Source organism: Clavibacter rahimiani, from assembly GCF_052654495.1.
On sequence record NZ_CP199790.1, the window covers coordinates 3,102,188 to 3,115,954 of the forward strand.

General features: G+C 70.0%; 13 protein-coding genes. 4 read left to right on the plus strand and 9 right to left on the minus strand.

Going from position 1 to position 13,767, the window contains the following annotated elements:
• Positions 1 to 117: 117 nt before the first annotated feature.
• Positions 118 to 1,053 carry a restriction endonuclease gene (locus ACT7CP_RS14845; protein WP_445442793.1) on the plus strand — a complete coding sequence of 312 codons (936 nt, stop codon included), beginning with the start codon at positions 118 to 120 and terminating at the stop codon, positions 1,051 to 1,053.
• Here ACT7CP_RS14845 and ACT7CP_RS14850 read toward each other — a convergent pair.
• Positions 1,014 to 1,847, minus strand: coding sequence for a DNA-formamidopyrimidine glycosylase family protein (locus ACT7CP_RS14850; RefSeq protein WP_445442794.1), 834 nt, complete (start codon positions 1,845 to 1,847; stop codon positions 1,014 to 1,016). The two genes, ACT7CP_RS14845 and ACT7CP_RS14850, sit on opposite strands and share 40 nt — an antisense overlap.
• 33 nt (positions 1,848 to 1,880) lie before the next feature.
• Positions 1,881 to 3,005 carry a hypothetical protein gene (locus ACT7CP_RS14855; protein WP_445442795.1) on the minus strand — a complete coding sequence of 375 codons (1,125 nt, stop codon included), beginning with the start codon at positions 3,003 to 3,005 and terminating at the stop codon, positions 1,881 to 1,883.
• A gap of 206 nt (positions 3,006 to 3,211) precedes the next feature.
• Here ACT7CP_RS14855 and ACT7CP_RS14860 point away from each other — a divergent pair, with 206 nt between their 5' ends.
• Positions 3,212 to 3,973, plus strand: a complete 762-nt coding sequence (locus tag ACT7CP_RS14860; protein ID WP_445442796.1) for an SDR family oxidoreductase — start codon at positions 3,212 to 3,214, stop codon at positions 3,971 to 3,973.
• Between the two features lie 43 nt (positions 3,974 to 4,016).
• Here the strand turns inward: ACT7CP_RS14860 and ACT7CP_RS14865 are convergent, their stop codons facing one another.
• The 4 genes from ACT7CP_RS14865 to ACT7CP_RS14880 form a co-directional block, all read right to left on the minus strand.
• Positions 4,017 to 4,994, minus strand: a complete 978-nt coding sequence (locus ACT7CP_RS14865; protein ID WP_445443998.1) for a LacI family DNA-binding transcriptional regulator — start codon at positions 4,992 to 4,994, stop codon at positions 4,017 to 4,019.
• An 87-nt stretch (positions 4,995 to 5,081) separates the two neighbouring features.
• Positions 5,082 to 5,993, minus strand: coding sequence for a carbohydrate ABC transporter permease (locus tag ACT7CP_RS14870; RefSeq protein ID WP_445442797.1), 912 nt, complete (start codon positions 5,991 to 5,993; stop codon positions 5,082 to 5,084).
• On the minus strand, positions 5,990 to 7,123 hold the full coding sequence (locus ACT7CP_RS14875; RefSeq protein ID WP_445442798.1) for a carbohydrate ABC transporter permease: 1,134 nt from the start codon (positions 7,121 to 7,123) through the stop codon (positions 5,990 to 5,992). Before ACT7CP_RS14875 ends, ACT7CP_RS14870 begins: the two co-directional genes overlap by 4 nt.
• Positions 7,124 to 7,213: 90 nt before the next feature.
• The gene (locus tag ACT7CP_RS14880; RefSeq protein ID WP_445442799.1) at positions 7,214 to 8,533 is read right to left on the minus strand and encodes an ABC transporter substrate-binding protein; all 1,320 of its coding nucleotides are present in this window, start codon (positions 8,531 to 8,533) and stop codon (positions 7,214 to 7,216) included.
• 152 nt (positions 8,534 to 8,685) lie between these two features.
• Between ACT7CP_RS14880 and ACT7CP_RS14885 the strand changes: the two genes are divergently transcribed.
• Entirely contained in the window at positions 8,686 to 9,696 is a 1,011-nt protein-coding gene (locus tag ACT7CP_RS14885; RefSeq protein ID WP_445442800.1) for a Gfo/Idh/MocA family protein, read from the plus strand.
• A gap of 65 nt (positions 9,697 to 9,761) precedes the next feature.
• The gene (locus ACT7CP_RS14890; RefSeq protein WP_445442801.1) at positions 9,762 to 11,150 is read left to right on the plus strand and encodes an FRG domain-containing protein; all 1,389 of its coding nucleotides are present in this window, start codon (positions 9,762 to 9,764) and stop codon (positions 11,148 to 11,150) included.
• Positions 11,151 to 11,266: 116 nt separating this feature from the next.
• Here ACT7CP_RS14890 and ACT7CP_RS14895 read toward each other — a convergent pair whose 3' ends face one another.
• The 3 genes from ACT7CP_RS14895 to ACT7CP_RS14905 all read right to left on the minus strand — a co-directional run bounded on the left by ACT7CP_RS14895 (position 11,267) and on the right by ACT7CP_RS14905 (position 13,622).
• A complete protein-coding gene (locus ACT7CP_RS14895) occupies positions 11,267 to 12,442 on the minus strand; it encodes a zinc-dependent alcohol dehydrogenase (RefSeq protein WP_445442802.1) in 1,176 nt (391 codons plus the stop codon).
• A gap of 374 nt (positions 12,443 to 12,816) precedes the next feature.
• Positions 12,817 to 13,143 carry a hypothetical protein gene (locus ACT7CP_RS14900; protein WP_445442803.1) on the minus strand — a complete coding sequence of 109 codons (327 nt, stop codon included), beginning with the start codon at positions 13,141 to 13,143 and terminating at the stop codon, positions 12,817 to 12,819.
• 155 nt (positions 13,144 to 13,298) lie between these two features.
• Complete coding sequence (locus ACT7CP_RS14905) at positions 13,299 to 13,622, minus strand: DUF7882 family protein (protein WP_012039605.1); 324 nt, start codon at positions 13,620 to 13,622, stop codon at positions 13,299 to 13,301.
• Between the last annotated feature and the right edge of the window lie 145 nt (positions 13,623 to 13,767).

Genomic DNA, 13,767 nt, shown 5'->3' on the forward strand with positions numbered 1-13,767 from the left:
GCGGCCACCGTAGGGCTGTGGAGGCCAACGGTGCGGCCCGTCGTCGGCCGCTCGTTTCGCGCGCTGAGCCCGATCCCCAGCTCGTCGCGTCGGAGCGAGTACGGCAGGGTGGATCCCGTGACCTCTCCCGATGACGCCGCTCCTTCCCTGGTTCCTATTTGGCCGAAGCTGGTGGTCCCCGTGCTGCAGGTGCTGGAATCCGGCGAGACGCTTCACCGCAAGGACCTCGCAGACGCGACGGCGAAGGCCGCCGGTGTCGACCCCTCCGCGCGGTCTGAGACCTTGAACTCCGGCGGCTTTCGCTTCGAGCAGCGGATGGGGTGGGCGTTGAGCCATCTCGCGAAAGCCGGATGGGTCACCCGCCCCAGCAGAGGTCACTACGCCATCACGGACGGCGGGCGGAAGTGCCTGCGCGATAATCCCACCGGGTTCGACTACGCACTCGCGAAGATCGTGTTCGCGCCGTACTGGCCGAAGAACGAGCGCGCGAGGAACGCGCCCACCCTCCAGCCCGAAGTCGAGGAAGCCGTGGACATCCTCGATCCGCTCGAACAGATCGAGGACGGGATCAGCCGGATCGAGCGAGAGGTCGGCGAAGAGCTGCTGGATCGTCTTCGCGGAAGCCACCCCGACTTCTTCGAGCAAGCCGTCGTCGACCTCCTGCTGGCGATGGGTTATGGAGGTGCTGAGCAACGCGGTACGCGCATCGGCGGCTCTGGGGATGAGGGCATGGACGGGGTGATCGACCAGGACGCTTTGGGACTCGACCGCATCTACGTGCAGGCGAAGCGGTACGCGGCGGGGAACAACATCGGACGCGAGACCATCCAGGCATTCGTCGGCGCGCTGGCCGGCTTCGGCGCGACGCGCGGTGTGTTTCTGACGACCAGCGCCTTCACGACGCATGCCGTCTCCTATGCAGCTGGCCTCCAGTCGAGGGTCATCTTGATCGACGGCCAGAGGCTCGTCAGCCTGATGATCAAGTACCGCGTCGGGGTGCAGGTCACTCGGACCTACTCCACTGTCGAGATCGACTCGGACTTCTTCGACTGATCCGGCTGGCACCGCGGGCACCACCACGCCCGCCGCGCGCGCTCGCTCGTGCTCCCCGGATCGTCGCGGCCGATCACCGTGGTCCCGCAGCGCAGGCACGGCCGGCCCGCGCGGCCGACCACCCAGTGCGTGCGGCCGCGCCGGGGATCGCCCGTCGTGATCTGGTACGCCGCCGGCACCGTCGCCGAGCGGCGGAGGGAGCGGGCGGCCAGGTCGACGAGGGGCGGCAGGTCGACGTCGGCCACTCGCATGGCCGGGTGCACGCCGCGGAGGAAGCCGACCTCGTTGACCCACAGGTTGCCGAGGCCCGCCATCGGGCGCTGGTCGAGGAGGGCCGCGCGGATCGTGTCGCCGGGGCGGGCGGCGAGGCGGGACACGGCGAGCGCCGGATCCCAGTCGTCGCGCAGCGGGTCGGGCCCGAGGTGGCCGATGGCCGCGCGCTCGTCGCGGGTGGGGATCAGCTCGACCACCGGCAGGTCGATGCCCCAGAGGGTGCGGCCGTCGTCGAGGCGGAGGCGCACGCGCACCTGGTGCTGGATCCGCTCGGGCACGCGCTTCCCCGCCGCCGTGAGCGTCCACGATCCCTGCATCCGCAGGTGCGTGTGGAGGGTGGTGGCGTCGTCGAGCCGCATGAGCAGGTGCTTGCCGTGCGTGTCGAACCCGGTGATCCGCCGCCCGCCGAGCCGGGCACCCGCCCGCGCGCCGGACCTGAGCTCCCCGTCGGCGATGAGGGCGCCGCCGACCTGCGCGCGCAGCCGCGCGGCGAGGACGAAGACAGAGTCACCCTCGGGCATGCGTCGACGGTAGCGGGGGCCGCCGACAGGGGGTCAGCGCGGCGGCTCGGCCTTCGCCGGGGACGTGGCCGCGCCGGTCGCCGACGGTGCCACGTGCGCCCGCGCGAGCGGGCCGACCGCATCCGCGTACCGCGCCACGCGCCGGTACTGGACGACTCCGATCGGCAGCATCACGAGGAAGACAGCGAGCAGCACGACCCACAGGATCAGCAGCCAGCCGTCGAAGTCGCCGCGCAGGAAGGAGGGCACGGTGACCGCCACGATGAGCATCCCCGACTGCGCCAGCTGGAAGGGCTGGAGCGTCCGGCTGTAGACGGCGAGACGGGCGGCGCGCCATTCGAGCTCCGGCGCGAGCTCCTCGCCCTTGCCCGCCGCGCGACGGACGACCGTCTTCCGGTCCTCCGGGGAGAGGCCGGTGGTGACGGTGGGCCCGGACAGCTGGGCGCCGATGGACACGAAGAGGCAGGTGAAGGCCGGCGCGAGCAGGGAGAACTGCAGCACGAGCGCGATGACCTCGGCCGGCTCCTGCGGCTCGAACAGGCCGAGCAGGAGGCTGCCGCCGACCGTGAGCACGAGCGTGACCACGAAGACCAGCCCGATGAGCCGCCACTTCCGTCGTGCCGTGCCCTCAGTCCAGTCGAGGTCCATGGAGACGGTCGGTGCGTCGTCGTCACGGAGCGCACGTCGCCGGATCGCCGCCGCGGCCTGCGAGCGGAGCACGAGGATCCAGCTGGTCGTCGCCGAGCCGACGGTCGCTGCCACGAAGCCCAGCACCATGAGGATCGGGACGCCCGCGAGGAGGGAGGCGATCGCGTGCACGAGCGCGGCGAGCGCCGTGATCCCCAGCCAGACGTAGAGGCGCACCGGCCGGGCGCGCCGCCCGTCGGGTCGGACGCGGTCGGTCGCGGCCCGCAGCTCCAGCAGGCCGAGCGCCGGAGCGAAGCCGAGGACGACGAGCCCGGCGATCACCATCGGCAGGACCGCGAGCGCGTCCCTGGCGCGGAAGACGGCTGCCTGGTACAGGCCGACGCCGTAGAGCGTGCCCATGCCGACGAACAGCAGGACGAACAGCGCCAGGAGGCCGATGCGCCCGCCGATGCCGCCGGCCTCCGCCGATCCGGGCTCGCGAGGTCCTCGGTCCGTGTCGTCTGCGCTCATCCCCCGACCGTATCGGCCGCCCCCACCCCCGCCGGCCCCTCGCGCACCCCCTCTTCGAGCCCCCTCCCCACGTGGACTCCCGCTGCATCCTCCGCATCCGACCGCGCGTCCCGCCCACTCGCAGCCCGGTCGGGCCACACTCGACGCACGCACCTGATCCCGCACCCGATCCCCCAGCCGCGCCCCCGCCGCGAAGGAGCACACCCATGAAGATCACCGGCCGCACCGTCCTCATCACCGGCAGCACCTCGGGCATCGGCCGCGGGCTCGCGGAGCGGTTCCACGCCGCCGGCAACCGCGTCGTCGTCGCGGGCCGCCGCCGCGAGCTGCTCGACGAGATCACCACCGCGCACGAGGGCATGGCGTCCGTGGTGCTCCACGTCGCCGACCCCGCCTCCATCACCGCCGCACGCGACGAGCTCGCCGCGAGCCACCCCGACCTCGACGTCGTGATCACGACCGCCGGCATCATGCAGCCCGAGGACCTCCGGGACCCCGCCCATCAGGCCACGGCCGAGGCGATCATCACCACCAACCTGCTCGGCACCATCCGCACGATCGACGCGTTCCTGCCGGGCCTCCTCGCGAGCGACGAGGCCACGTTGATGACCGTCTCCTCGGGCCTCGCGTTCGTCCCGCTCCCCCTCACGCCCACCTACAACGCCACGAAGGCGGCGGTGCACTCGTACACGCAGAGCCTCCGCGAGCAGCTCGCCGGATCCCCGGTCGAGGTCATCGAGCTGGTGCCGCCCAAGGTGCAGACCGCGCTCATGCCCGGCCAGCAGGACGCCGGCGACGCGATGCCGCTCGAGGACTTCCTCGACGAGGTGATGGGGATCCTCCAGGCCCGCCCGGAGGACGAGGAGATCCTCGTGCAGGACGTCCACGGCCTGCGCTTCGCCGAGCGCGACTGCCGCCACGACGAGATGCTCGCGCTCCTCAGCGGACGCGTCCCCGCCGGGCGGTAGCGCGTCCGCGCGGCAGCCCGTGCCCGCGGCAGCCCGCCCGCCGCTACGTGCTCTGCCGCACCACCAGCGTCGTCGGCATGAGCGTGAGCGGATCCACGGCCTCACCGCCCACGAGCCGCACCAGCACCTCCGCCATCCGACGGCCGAACTCCTGGTTGGGCTGGCGCACGGTGGTGAGCGGCGGCACGGCCGACTTCGCGAAGTAGTCGTCGTCGAAGCCCACCACGGCGACGTCCTGGGGCACGCGCAGGCCGTGCTCGCGGAGCTCCGCGTAGACGCCCGCGGCCATCTGGTCGCTCGCCGCGAAGACGCCGTCGATGGGCTCGCCGCGCGCGAGCAGCGTGCGCATCGCGTCGGCGCCGGACGCAGGCGAGAAGTCGCCCACCGCGACGAGCGTGGGATCCAGACCCGCCGCGGTCATCGCCTCGCGGAAGCCGCGCAGCCGGTCGATGCCCGCGGGCATGTCCTGCCGGCCCGCCACCGCGGCGATCCGGGTGCGCCCGCGCTGGATGAGGTGCTCGGTCGCCGCCCGCGCCGCGCCCACGTTGTCGACGTCGACCGTGGGCGCCTCGCGGTCGTCCTGCCGGAGCGGCCGCCCGGCGAACACGACGGGCAACCGGTCGCGCAGGCCGCTGAAGGTCGCGTCGCCCGAGTGGTGCGAGACCACGAGCACCCCGTCGACGTTGCCGCCGAGCAGGAACCGCCGGGTCTTCTCCGCCTGCGCGGGCGAGGAGATGAGGAGCGTGAGCGTGTACTCGGTGGTCGCGAGGTACGTCATCGCGCCCTGGATGAGCGACGCGAAGAACGGATCCGCGAACACCCGGGCGGTCTGCTCCGGCATCACGAGCGCCAGCGCGTTGGTGCGGCGCCCAGCGAGCGAGCGGGCCGCGCGGTTGGGCACGTAGTTGAGCTGGGCGATCGCCGCGTTGACGGCGGTGACGACCTCGGGGGCGACGCGGTCGGATCCGTTCACCACCCGCGAGACGGTGGCCCGGCTGACGCCCGCGAGCTTCCCGACCATCTCGAGGGTGGGCGAGCCCTGCTCGGCGTTGATGGCCACGGGCCCTCCAGTCTGCGATCCGGCTGGGTCGAGTGTAGGGCCGGGCCCCTACCCCTTCACCGCCCCGGCCATGATCCCGGATATCAGCTGCCGCCCCGCGAGCACGAACAGGACCAGCAGCGGCAGCGTCGCGAGCACGGCGCCGGCCAGCACGATCGAGTAGTCGACGTACCGCGCGGACTGCAGCTGGCTGAGCGCCACCTGCAGCGTCGGGTTCTGCGGCACCACGAGCAGCGGCCACAGGTAGTCGGTCCACGCCGTCATGAAGGTGAACAGGCCGAGGATCGCCATGGCCGGCCGCGCCGCCGGGACGCCCACGTGCCAGAACGTGCTGATCATGGAGGCACCGTCCATGCGCGCCGCCTCGATGAGCTCGGTCGGGATCACGTCGACCAGGTACTGGCGCATGAAGAACACGCCGAACGCGGTCACGAGCGTCGGCACGATGACGGCGCCGAGCGTCCCGGTCCAGCCGAACTGCTTCATGAGCATGAACAGCGGGATGATGCCGAGCTGCGTGGGCACCGCGAGCGTCGCGATGACGAACACCATGAGGCCCTCGCGGCCCCGGAACCGGAGCTTCGCGAACGCGTACCCGGCGAGCGTCGAGAACGTGATGACGGAGACGCTGATGACGACCGACACGATGACGCTGTTCATGAGCGCCAGCCAGAACGGGACCGTGTCGACGACCTCCCCGACGTTGATCCAGAACCGGCCGCCCGGGAGCAGCGACGGCCAGGTGTCGGTGAGGGCCGACTTGTCGCTCGACCCCATCACCACCGACCACCACAGCGGGTACGCGCCGCCGAGGAAGACGGCGAGGATCAGGCCGTAGGCGAGGAAGCCGGGGCGGCGGTCGAGCCCGGTGCCTCCGCTCGGACGACGCCGGGGCGCGCGGCCCCCATCGGACGCGGGCGGCTCGGCGACGGCGCGGGGCCGCGTGGCGGTGGCGTTCATGATGCGGACTCCTCATGGCGGGCGGCGGCCCGCTCCTCGGGAAGGACGGTCGGGGGTGCGGACGGCGCGGCGGTCGCGCCCGGCGACGGCGCCGCCGGCTGCGCGCGGAACCGGGCGAGCGCCCGGCGTGTGCGGCGCTCGGATCCCCGGGCCTCCGCGCCGGCGATGCGCCGCGAGAGCCAGAAGTTGAACAGGCCGATGAGGACGATGAGGAGGAACAGGATCCACGCCACCGCGCTCGCCTTGCCGAAGTCCTGCCGGTTGAACGCGAGGTCCCACAGGTACAGCACGGTCGTCTGGTACTGCCGCTGCGGTCCGCCGGGCGTCGAGCTCGCGGCGTTGAACAGCTTCGGCTCGGTGAAGATCTGCAGGCCGCCGATGGTGGCCGTGATGATCACGAAGATGAGCGTGGGCCGGATGCTCGGCACCGTGATGGAGAAGAACCGGCGCACCGCCCCCGCCCCGTCGAGGGATGCGGACTCGTGCACGTCGCGCGGCACGGCCTGCATGGCTGCGAGCAGGATGAGCGCGTTGTACCCGGTCCAGCGCCAGTTCACCATCGTCGCGATGGCGAGGTGGGACGGCAGCGTCTCCGTCTTCCACATGATCGGGTCGAGCCCGATCTCGGTGAGCATGTTGTTGACGAGCCCGTACTTCTCGCCGAACACGCTGCTGAAGATGATCGCGACCGCGACCGGCGTGACGATGTACGGCAGGATCACGCTCATCCGCCAGAAGGTCTTGGCCCGGAGGTTCTGATCGAGGACCGCCGCGATGGCCGCCGCCACGATGAGCTGCGGGATCGTCGACAGCAGGAAGATGCTGAAGGTGTTGACGAGCGAGTTCCAGAACAGCGGATCGGCGAGCTCGTCGGTGTAGTTCTGGAACCCGATCCACTCCCCTGCCCCCGTGAGCAGGTTCCAGTCGTTGAGCGACACGACGAACGTGTACGCCAGCGGGAACAGCCCGACGAGCCCGAACAGGATGAAGAACGGCGCCACGTAGAGGTAGGGCGAGTACCGGAAGTCCCAGGTGGACAGCCGCTGGCGCCAGGTCGGCGGGTCGGCGCGCCGGGAGCGGTCGGCCGCCGGGGCTCGGGGTGGCGCCGGGGGGCGCAGCGTGGTCGTCATCGATCCTTCTCTCGCGCGTCAGGGGAGGAGGTGCGGGCACCCGTGCGCCCGCACCTCCCGGGTGGACGGCCCTCGCGGGCCGCCCGGCTCCTACTCCTCGACCAGCTGGCCGAGCAGGGTGATGGCGTCGGCCCAGGACTTCTTCCCGTCGGCCTTGCCGGCGTCGAGCGCCTGGATGGACGGGCCGAAGACCTGCTCCTGGATCACCGAGTCGTCGGGTCCCTTGAACTGGGCCTCGACGCCCTCAGCGCGCGCGGCGAGCATCGTGCCGAGCGGGGCCTCGTTGAAGAACGCGGTCAGCTCGCTCGTCCCGGTCACGCCCTCGGAGGTCTGCGCCTCGACGGTGCTCGGGAAGGGCCCGGCCGCCTGGAAGGCGGAGGACTGCTGCGCCGGCTCGGTGAGCCAGGCCGCGAGCTCGGCGGCCTCGGCCGGGTGCTTCGACGTGGTGGGCACGGTCAGGAACGACCCGCCCCAGTTCGCCGCACCGCCGGGGAAGACGTCCGCGAAGTCCCAGCCGGTCGAGGCGTCGCCGCCCGCGGACTCGGTCTGGCCCTTGACGACGCCGAGCATCCACGCGGGGCAGACGAACGTCGCGAAGGACCCGTCGGTGAACGCCTTGCCGCCGCCCCAGTCCCACGCGGTCTGCGCGTCGGAGAGGCCGGCCTCGGCGCCGTCGGCGACCTTGCCCCAGAGGGCCTCGAGGTCGGCGTTGCCCTCGACGTTGAGCTTCCCGTCCTTCGTGTAGTAGCCCTCGGGCTGCTGGTTGACCATGGCGTTCCAGATGAAGCCGGACTGGTCGTAGAAGGCCTTGCCGGTCTTCTCGTGGTATTGCTTCCCGACCTCGAAGTACTGGTCCCAGGTGGCGTCCTCGCCGCCGAACAGCGCGGCGACCTCGGTGCGCTCGGTGGGGAGCCCCGCCTCGCCGAACAGCTTCGCGTTGTAGCAGAGGCCCTCCGGCCCGATGTCGGTGCCGTAGCCGATGACGCGGCCCTCGGGATCCGTCGCCTGCTGGTACTTCCAGGGCACCCAGCGGTCCTTCACGTCCTCGATGCCGTGGTCGCGGAGGTCGGTGAAGGAGTCGGAGACCTGCATGACCTTGCTCAGCCAGCCCTCCTCGACCGCCTGCACGTCGGGGAGCCCCGCCCCGGACGCCTGCTTGGTCTGCCAGTCGATGAGGGCGTTGCCGCCCGTGTCGATGTTGGTGGCCTTGATGGTGATGCCCGGGTGCGTCTTCTCGTACTCGGCGTAGAGGTCGTCGAACCCCATGGCGTTGAACGTGGTGACGGTGAGCGTGATGTCCTCGCCCTCGGATCCGGAGCCGGAGGAGCCGCCGCTGCATCCGGTCGCGAGGAGGGCGATCACCGCGGCTCCGGCGATGCCGGCCGCCGTGCGCGTTCGTGCTGTGTTCATCGAAGGTCACTCCCTTGTGCCTGGTCGAGCGTCGGTGCTCCCGCTGTAAGAGCGCTCTCACGCCGTCCGGCAGACCATATGCGGCGCTTTTCGGTCGTGTCAACCCTGCGCCGCACTTCCGTGGAAGCGCTCTCACGACGTAGGCTCGCCGCATGTCGACGATGACGCCGCCCGCCGCCGCCCACGAGGACCCGGACGCCGCCCCCCTCCGCTTCGGCGTGATCGGGGCCGCGGGCATCGCGACCTCGGTCGTCCCCGACCTGCAGCGGGTCCCCGGCGTCGACGTCGTCGCCGTCCACTCGCGCTCCCGGTCGAGCTCCGAGGAGCTGGCGTCGGCGTGCGGCATCCCGCGGATCCACGACAGCCTCGAGGCGCTCCTCGCCGACCCCGAGGTGGACGCCGTCTACGTCGCCACCCCGCACACGCTCCACCGCGCGCAAGCCGAGGCCGCGCTCCGGGCCGGCAAGCACGTCGTCTGCGAGAAGCCCGCCACCACCACGGCCGCCGACACCCGCGCGCTCGTCGAGATCGCCCGCGCCGAGGGACTGCTGTTCCTCGAGGCGCTGTGGATGGCGTTCTCGCCCGGGTACCTCGCGGTGCGGGAGGCGATCGCGGAGGGCCGCATCGGGGATCCGCGGGCCATCTCCGTCGCCTTCGGCTTCGTGACCGAGGAGGGGAAGGGGCGCCTCTGGGACCCGGAGGTCGGCGGCGGCACGCTGCTCGACATGGGGGTCTACCCGCTCGCGTTCGCGCACGGCCTGTTCGGCCCGCCCTCCTCGGTCGCCGCGGTCGGCACGGTCATCGAGGGCGGCGTCGACACCGAGGTCGCGATCCTGCTGGGCTGGCCGGACGGGCGCCACGCGACGCTCGCCTGCTCGCTCGTCGCCGCGCTGCCCCTCGGCGCGACCGTCAGCGGCACGGCCGGCCGCATCGAGGTGGATCCGCTGTTCCTCGCCTCCCCCGGCCTCGCGATCGTGCCCGCCGACGGGGATCCCGAGCGCCGGGAGCACGCGATCGAGGGCCGCGGCTACGTGCCCATGTTCCGCGCCGCCCGCGACGCGATCCGCGCCGGCGCCGTCGAGTGCGCCGAGATGCCGCACGCGGAGTCGATCGCCCTCGCCGAGCTGATGGACGGGATCCTCACGCGGATCGGCGCCCGCTAGATCGTCGATCCCGAACCGCTCGTGTTCTGCTATGAACTTGAGGATTCAGAAATGGTCAAAATCGCATGAAGGACCAAACTACGCCCGCCGATGACACCGCCGACGTGGACCCTGACTCTCCGCATCCGCATCCGCCTAGCAAGCCTGAGCCCGTCACTCCGCCGACAAAAGCGCCGATTCGAGATATCGCACTGCCCGCTGATGCATCGACGGTGTCGAGTGTCGAGCAAATAAAGGCTCTGGGTGCCCGTGTAGCTGACTTGCATGCTGGAGCACCGGTGGGTGACCTAATGAAGCAAATGTCCGCCCAGACCAAGCTGGACGTTGGCGCCTTTATGGCAAAGGTATTTGAGTCACAGGGATCGATGCTCGCTGCGGCGCTAGCCGATTCTTGGCCGACCCTGGTGCCCCTGTCCAACCCCGCACTATTTTCTGAGCCAGAGCCGCCGCAGAGTCCTTATTCCCCGTATATGAAAAAGGTATCGGACTTCTTCACGGGATACGAAGGAATAATCGATTCCGTGACGGATCTGAATCGTTTTATCGCGAATGTGGTTACCAATAGCCCCAGTTTGCAGCTAGTTTGGCGAGGTCAGCAAAGCGTGGAGTGGGGTATTCACAGCTCTCTGTTTCGAGCGCTACGAAATCAAAACGGTGTCCTCGCGCCGGAGGACTCACCAGAAGGAGATCAGCCCTTTCCTTCTGAAGATCAGATGGTTGCAGCAGAGGAACTCATACTTGATGCCGCGCGGTCACAATGGCGTTTCGACGGCACTTCCGCTCTAGAGACGTTTGCTCGCATTCAACATGCGGGCGGCCTGACTCGCCTTCTTGACGTGACGTTTAATCCGTATATTGCCGCCTGGTTTGCCACAGAAGAACACGAAATCCATGACAATCGGGACGGTCGGCTCGTGGCCTTCGCCACGGCACCCCTGTCCAAGGAGGGCATGCCCAGTTCGCCATCATCTCGTATTGACTTAGATCTTGTGTGGGGCGGACGACAGCCATTTTGGCACACATTTCAAACGTCTAAGGAGCGTCAGGGAATTGACTGGGGGACCGGGTCTCGAAGAAGGCTCTGGGTGCCGCCCGCTTACGACCCTAGGATTGCGGCCCAAAACGCAGCGTTCCTACTGGATGGCATACCCATCACTTCGTCGAAAACCGCTCCGTATTTCCACGTCCGGGGAGGCCGTAGTAAGTACTTCAAACGCGCCGATCTTCTGGCGGCTGGTTCGATACTCATGAGAACTGTTCCGCCTCAGCAAAAGCCACGCTACAACAAGCAGAACATGGCGCCAACGTTCCCATTCCGCATCACTGCTCGCGCAAAGCCAAAAATTCGCAGGCACCTAGAGTCAACTTTCGGCTATTCGCGGGCGTCTCTATATCCAGACATGACTGCCCTGGCGCAATATGTTTCCGGCATGAAACTCCCGCCCCTTGCCTAGCTTAAAAAACGCCTTCCAATTTGATCGTGATACTAAAATCGAAAGGCACCTATCCGTCCAGACGACGACGGCCGCGCCCCCGAGGGGACGCGGCCGTCATCAGGCGAGCCGGGAGGCTACGGCTTGAGCACCACCTTGATGCAGCCGTCCTCCTTCTTCTGGAAGATCTCGTACATGTGCGCGGCCTCGCTGAGGGGCACGGTGTGCGTGACGAGGTCCATGACGCCGAGCGGGTCGGCCGGGTCCTCGACGAGGGGCAGCAGGTCCTGGATCCAGTGCTGCACGTTGCACTGGCCCATGCGGATCGCGATCTGCTTGTCGAAGAGCGACTTCATCGGCATCGGGTCGGCCTCGCCGCCGTAGACACCGCTGATGGAGACGGTGCCGCCGCGGCGGACCGCGTCGAACGCCGTGTGCAGCGCGGCCAGGCGGTCGACGCTCGCGGTGTCCATGACCTTCTGGGCGATGGCGTCGGGCAGAAGGCCGGCAGCCTTCTGCGCGAACGAGGCGGCGGGGCTGCCGTGCGCCTCCATGCCGACGGCCTCGACCATGGCGTCGGGTCCGCGGCCGTCGGTGAGCGCGCGGAGCCGGTCGGCCACGTCGTCGGTGAGGTCGAGGGTCTCGATGCCGTGGCGCTTCGCCATCTCGCGACGCTCGGGCACGGGGTCGACCGCGATGACGCGGTAGCCCAGGTGCTTGCCGATGCGGGCCGCGAACTGGCCGACCGGGCCGAGGCCCATGACGCCGAGCGTGCCGCCCTCGGGCACGTTCGCGTACTGCACGCCCTGCCACGCGGTGGGCAGGATGTCGCTGAGGAAGAGGTAGCGCTCGTCCGGCAGCTCGCCGTCGACGACGATAGCGTTGGCGTCGGCCAGCGGCATGCGGAGGCGCTCGGCCTGGCCGCCGGGGATGGATCCGTACAGCTGGCTGAAGCCGTAGAGCGCGGCACCGCTGCCCATCGAGCGCACCTGCGTGGTCTCGCACTGGGTGAACAGGCCGCGGTCGCACATGAAGCAGTCGTGGCAGGCGATGACGAACGGGACGACGACGCGGTCGCCGACCTTGAGCTTCGTGACGGCGCTGCCGACCTCCTCGACGACACCCATGTTCTCGTGGCCGAGCACGTCGTCCTTGTCGAGGAACGGGCCGAAGACCTCGTAGAGGTGGAGGTCGGATCCGCAGATCGCGGTGGACGTGATGCGGATCACGGCGTCGGTGTCGTGCTCGATGCGGGGGTCCTCGACGTCCTTGACCTCCACGTCGTGGATGCCCTGCCAGGTGAGTGCCTTCATGCTGCTCCTTCGTCTCGGGGGCGCCGCGCCCTCGTGGGGCTGGCGCTCATCCAGACAACGCCCTCCGGCGCTGTCCGCCAAGCGGAGGACAGGCGCCGTCCAGCCAGCGGCGACTCCCGGGCGCGGCGAGCGCGGCCGGCGGCGACGGAGGCACGGGGCCCGCGCAGACGATCCGCCCCGATCGTCGGTCGTCCACGACACGACCGCGCGGGGCGGATCTGGGGGCCTTCACCGGCGGTCCTGACTGCATAGGAGGACTCTCGACAACCCTCAAGCGCCCGAGCCCGCCACGGCCTCGTGCTCAGAGTGTCGTCCACGGGTGGGGAAATGCCCAGGGGGTTGACGCCGCTCCCGGCGGATGCACGGCGAAGCGGTCAGACGTCCCAGCCGTGGGCGCGCTGCACGACGCGGAGGGCCTCGGCGGCCTCGTCCTCGCCGAAGGGCAGGCGGTCCCAGTGGATGGCCCCGGGGGAGATCCAGCCGAGCTCGCCGAGGGCGGCGGCGAGGTCCTCGATGTATAGGGCGACCGCGTCCTCGTGGCCGCGGATCGCGTCGCCGGTGATCGACCAGCCGAAGTAGCCGGCCACGAACCGCGCCTGCTCGGTGGCGCTGCGGACGTGGGCCCGCTCGCACGCGGGGAGCTCCTCGCTCGCGGATGACTGGACCAGATCGCCCATGCCGTCGGCGTCGGTGTCCTGCATCGCGTCCTTCTCCCCGGGCGCCGCACCCCGCGTGACCCGGGACCACGATGACAGCAGCGACCGCTGCGCTCCAATGCCCTGCCGGGGGTTGACAGCGTAAGGCTGGTGGGTCTAGCCCCCGATGGGGGACCTGTTCGGCGCTCCGCGGAGGTGCGTCAGCGCGCGTCGTCGCGGGGCTCGTCCTCGGGGGGCTCGCGCATGATGAGGAGGCCGCCGGGGCTGTTCGCCGTGGTCATGAGGGCGTCCACCCACTTGCGGTTGATGGGCGGCACGCGGCTGCCGTGGTACTTGAACACCAGCGGCAGCGAGTTGTGCATCCAGATGGTGGTGCGCCCGTCGCCGACCTCCACGTCGTCGCGCCAGGAGAAGTAGAAGTTCTCCCCGCGCCGGAGCTTGGCGCCGATGACGAGTTGGAGGTGCGCCAGCAGACGGTCGTCGAACTCCGCCGTCAGCGTCGAGTCGTACTTGAACGTGCCCATGATCGATCCCGTGTCCCCCTCGTGAGCTCTCGGGCCCCGCGCCGACGGAGAGGGGGCCAGAGAGCGGCGCTGAGCTTCGGCCGTGCCCACCCACTATGCCAGCGTTGCCGCCCGGGAGCGCGTCGTCCGGAAGGCGGATCCGCAT

What these genes read in the sequence shown, in the direction of transcription:
- ACT7CP_RS14905 (WP_012039605.1), bottom strand. Translation starts at nt 13,622, where the DNA reads ATGGGCACGTTCAAGTACGACTCGACGCTGACGGCGGAGTTCGACGAC.
- ACT7CP_RS14900 (WP_445442803.1), bottom strand. Translation starts at nt 13,143, where the DNA reads ATGCAGGACACCGACGCCGACGGCATGGGCGATCTGGTCCAGTCATCC.
- ACT7CP_RS14895 (WP_445442802.1), bottom strand. Translation starts at nt 12,442, where the DNA reads ATGAAGGCACTCACCTGGCAGGGCATCCACGACGTGGAGGTCAAGGAC.
- ACT7CP_RS14850 (WP_445442794.1), bottom strand. Translation starts at nt 1,847, where the DNA reads ATGCCCGAGGGTGACTCTGTCTTCGTCCTCGCCGCGCGGCTGCGCGCG.
- ACT7CP_RS14890 (WP_445442801.1), top strand. Translation starts at nt 9,762, where the DNA reads ATGAAGGACCAAACTACGCCCGCCGATGACACCGCCGACGTGGACCCT.
- ACT7CP_RS14865 (WP_445443998.1), bottom strand. Translation starts at nt 4,994, where the DNA reads ATGGTCGGGAAGCTCGCGGGCGTCAGCCGGGCCACCGTCTCGCGGGTG.
- ACT7CP_RS14880 (WP_445442799.1), bottom strand. Translation starts at nt 8,533, where the DNA reads ATGAACACAGCACGAACGCGCACGGCGGCCGGCATCGCCGGAGCCGCG.
- ACT7CP_RS14855 (WP_445442795.1), bottom strand. Translation starts at nt 3,005, where the DNA reads ATGAGCGCAGACGACACGGACCGAGGACCTCGCGAGCCCGGATCGGCG.
- ACT7CP_RS14860 (WP_445442796.1), top strand. Translation starts at nt 3,212, where the DNA reads ATGAAGATCACCGGCCGCACCGTCCTCATCACCGGCAGCACCTCGGGC.
- ACT7CP_RS14885 (WP_445442800.1), top strand. Translation starts at nt 8,686, where the DNA reads ATGTCGACGATGACGCCGCCCGCCGCCGCCCACGAGGACCCGGACGCC.
- ACT7CP_RS14875 (WP_445442798.1), bottom strand. Translation starts at nt 7,123, where the DNA reads ATGACGACCACGCTGCGCCCCCCGGCGCCACCCCGAGCCCCGGCGGCC.
- ACT7CP_RS14870 (WP_445442797.1), bottom strand. Translation starts at nt 5,993, where the DNA reads ATGAACGCCACCGCCACGCGGCCCCGCGCCGTCGCCGAGCCGCCCGCG.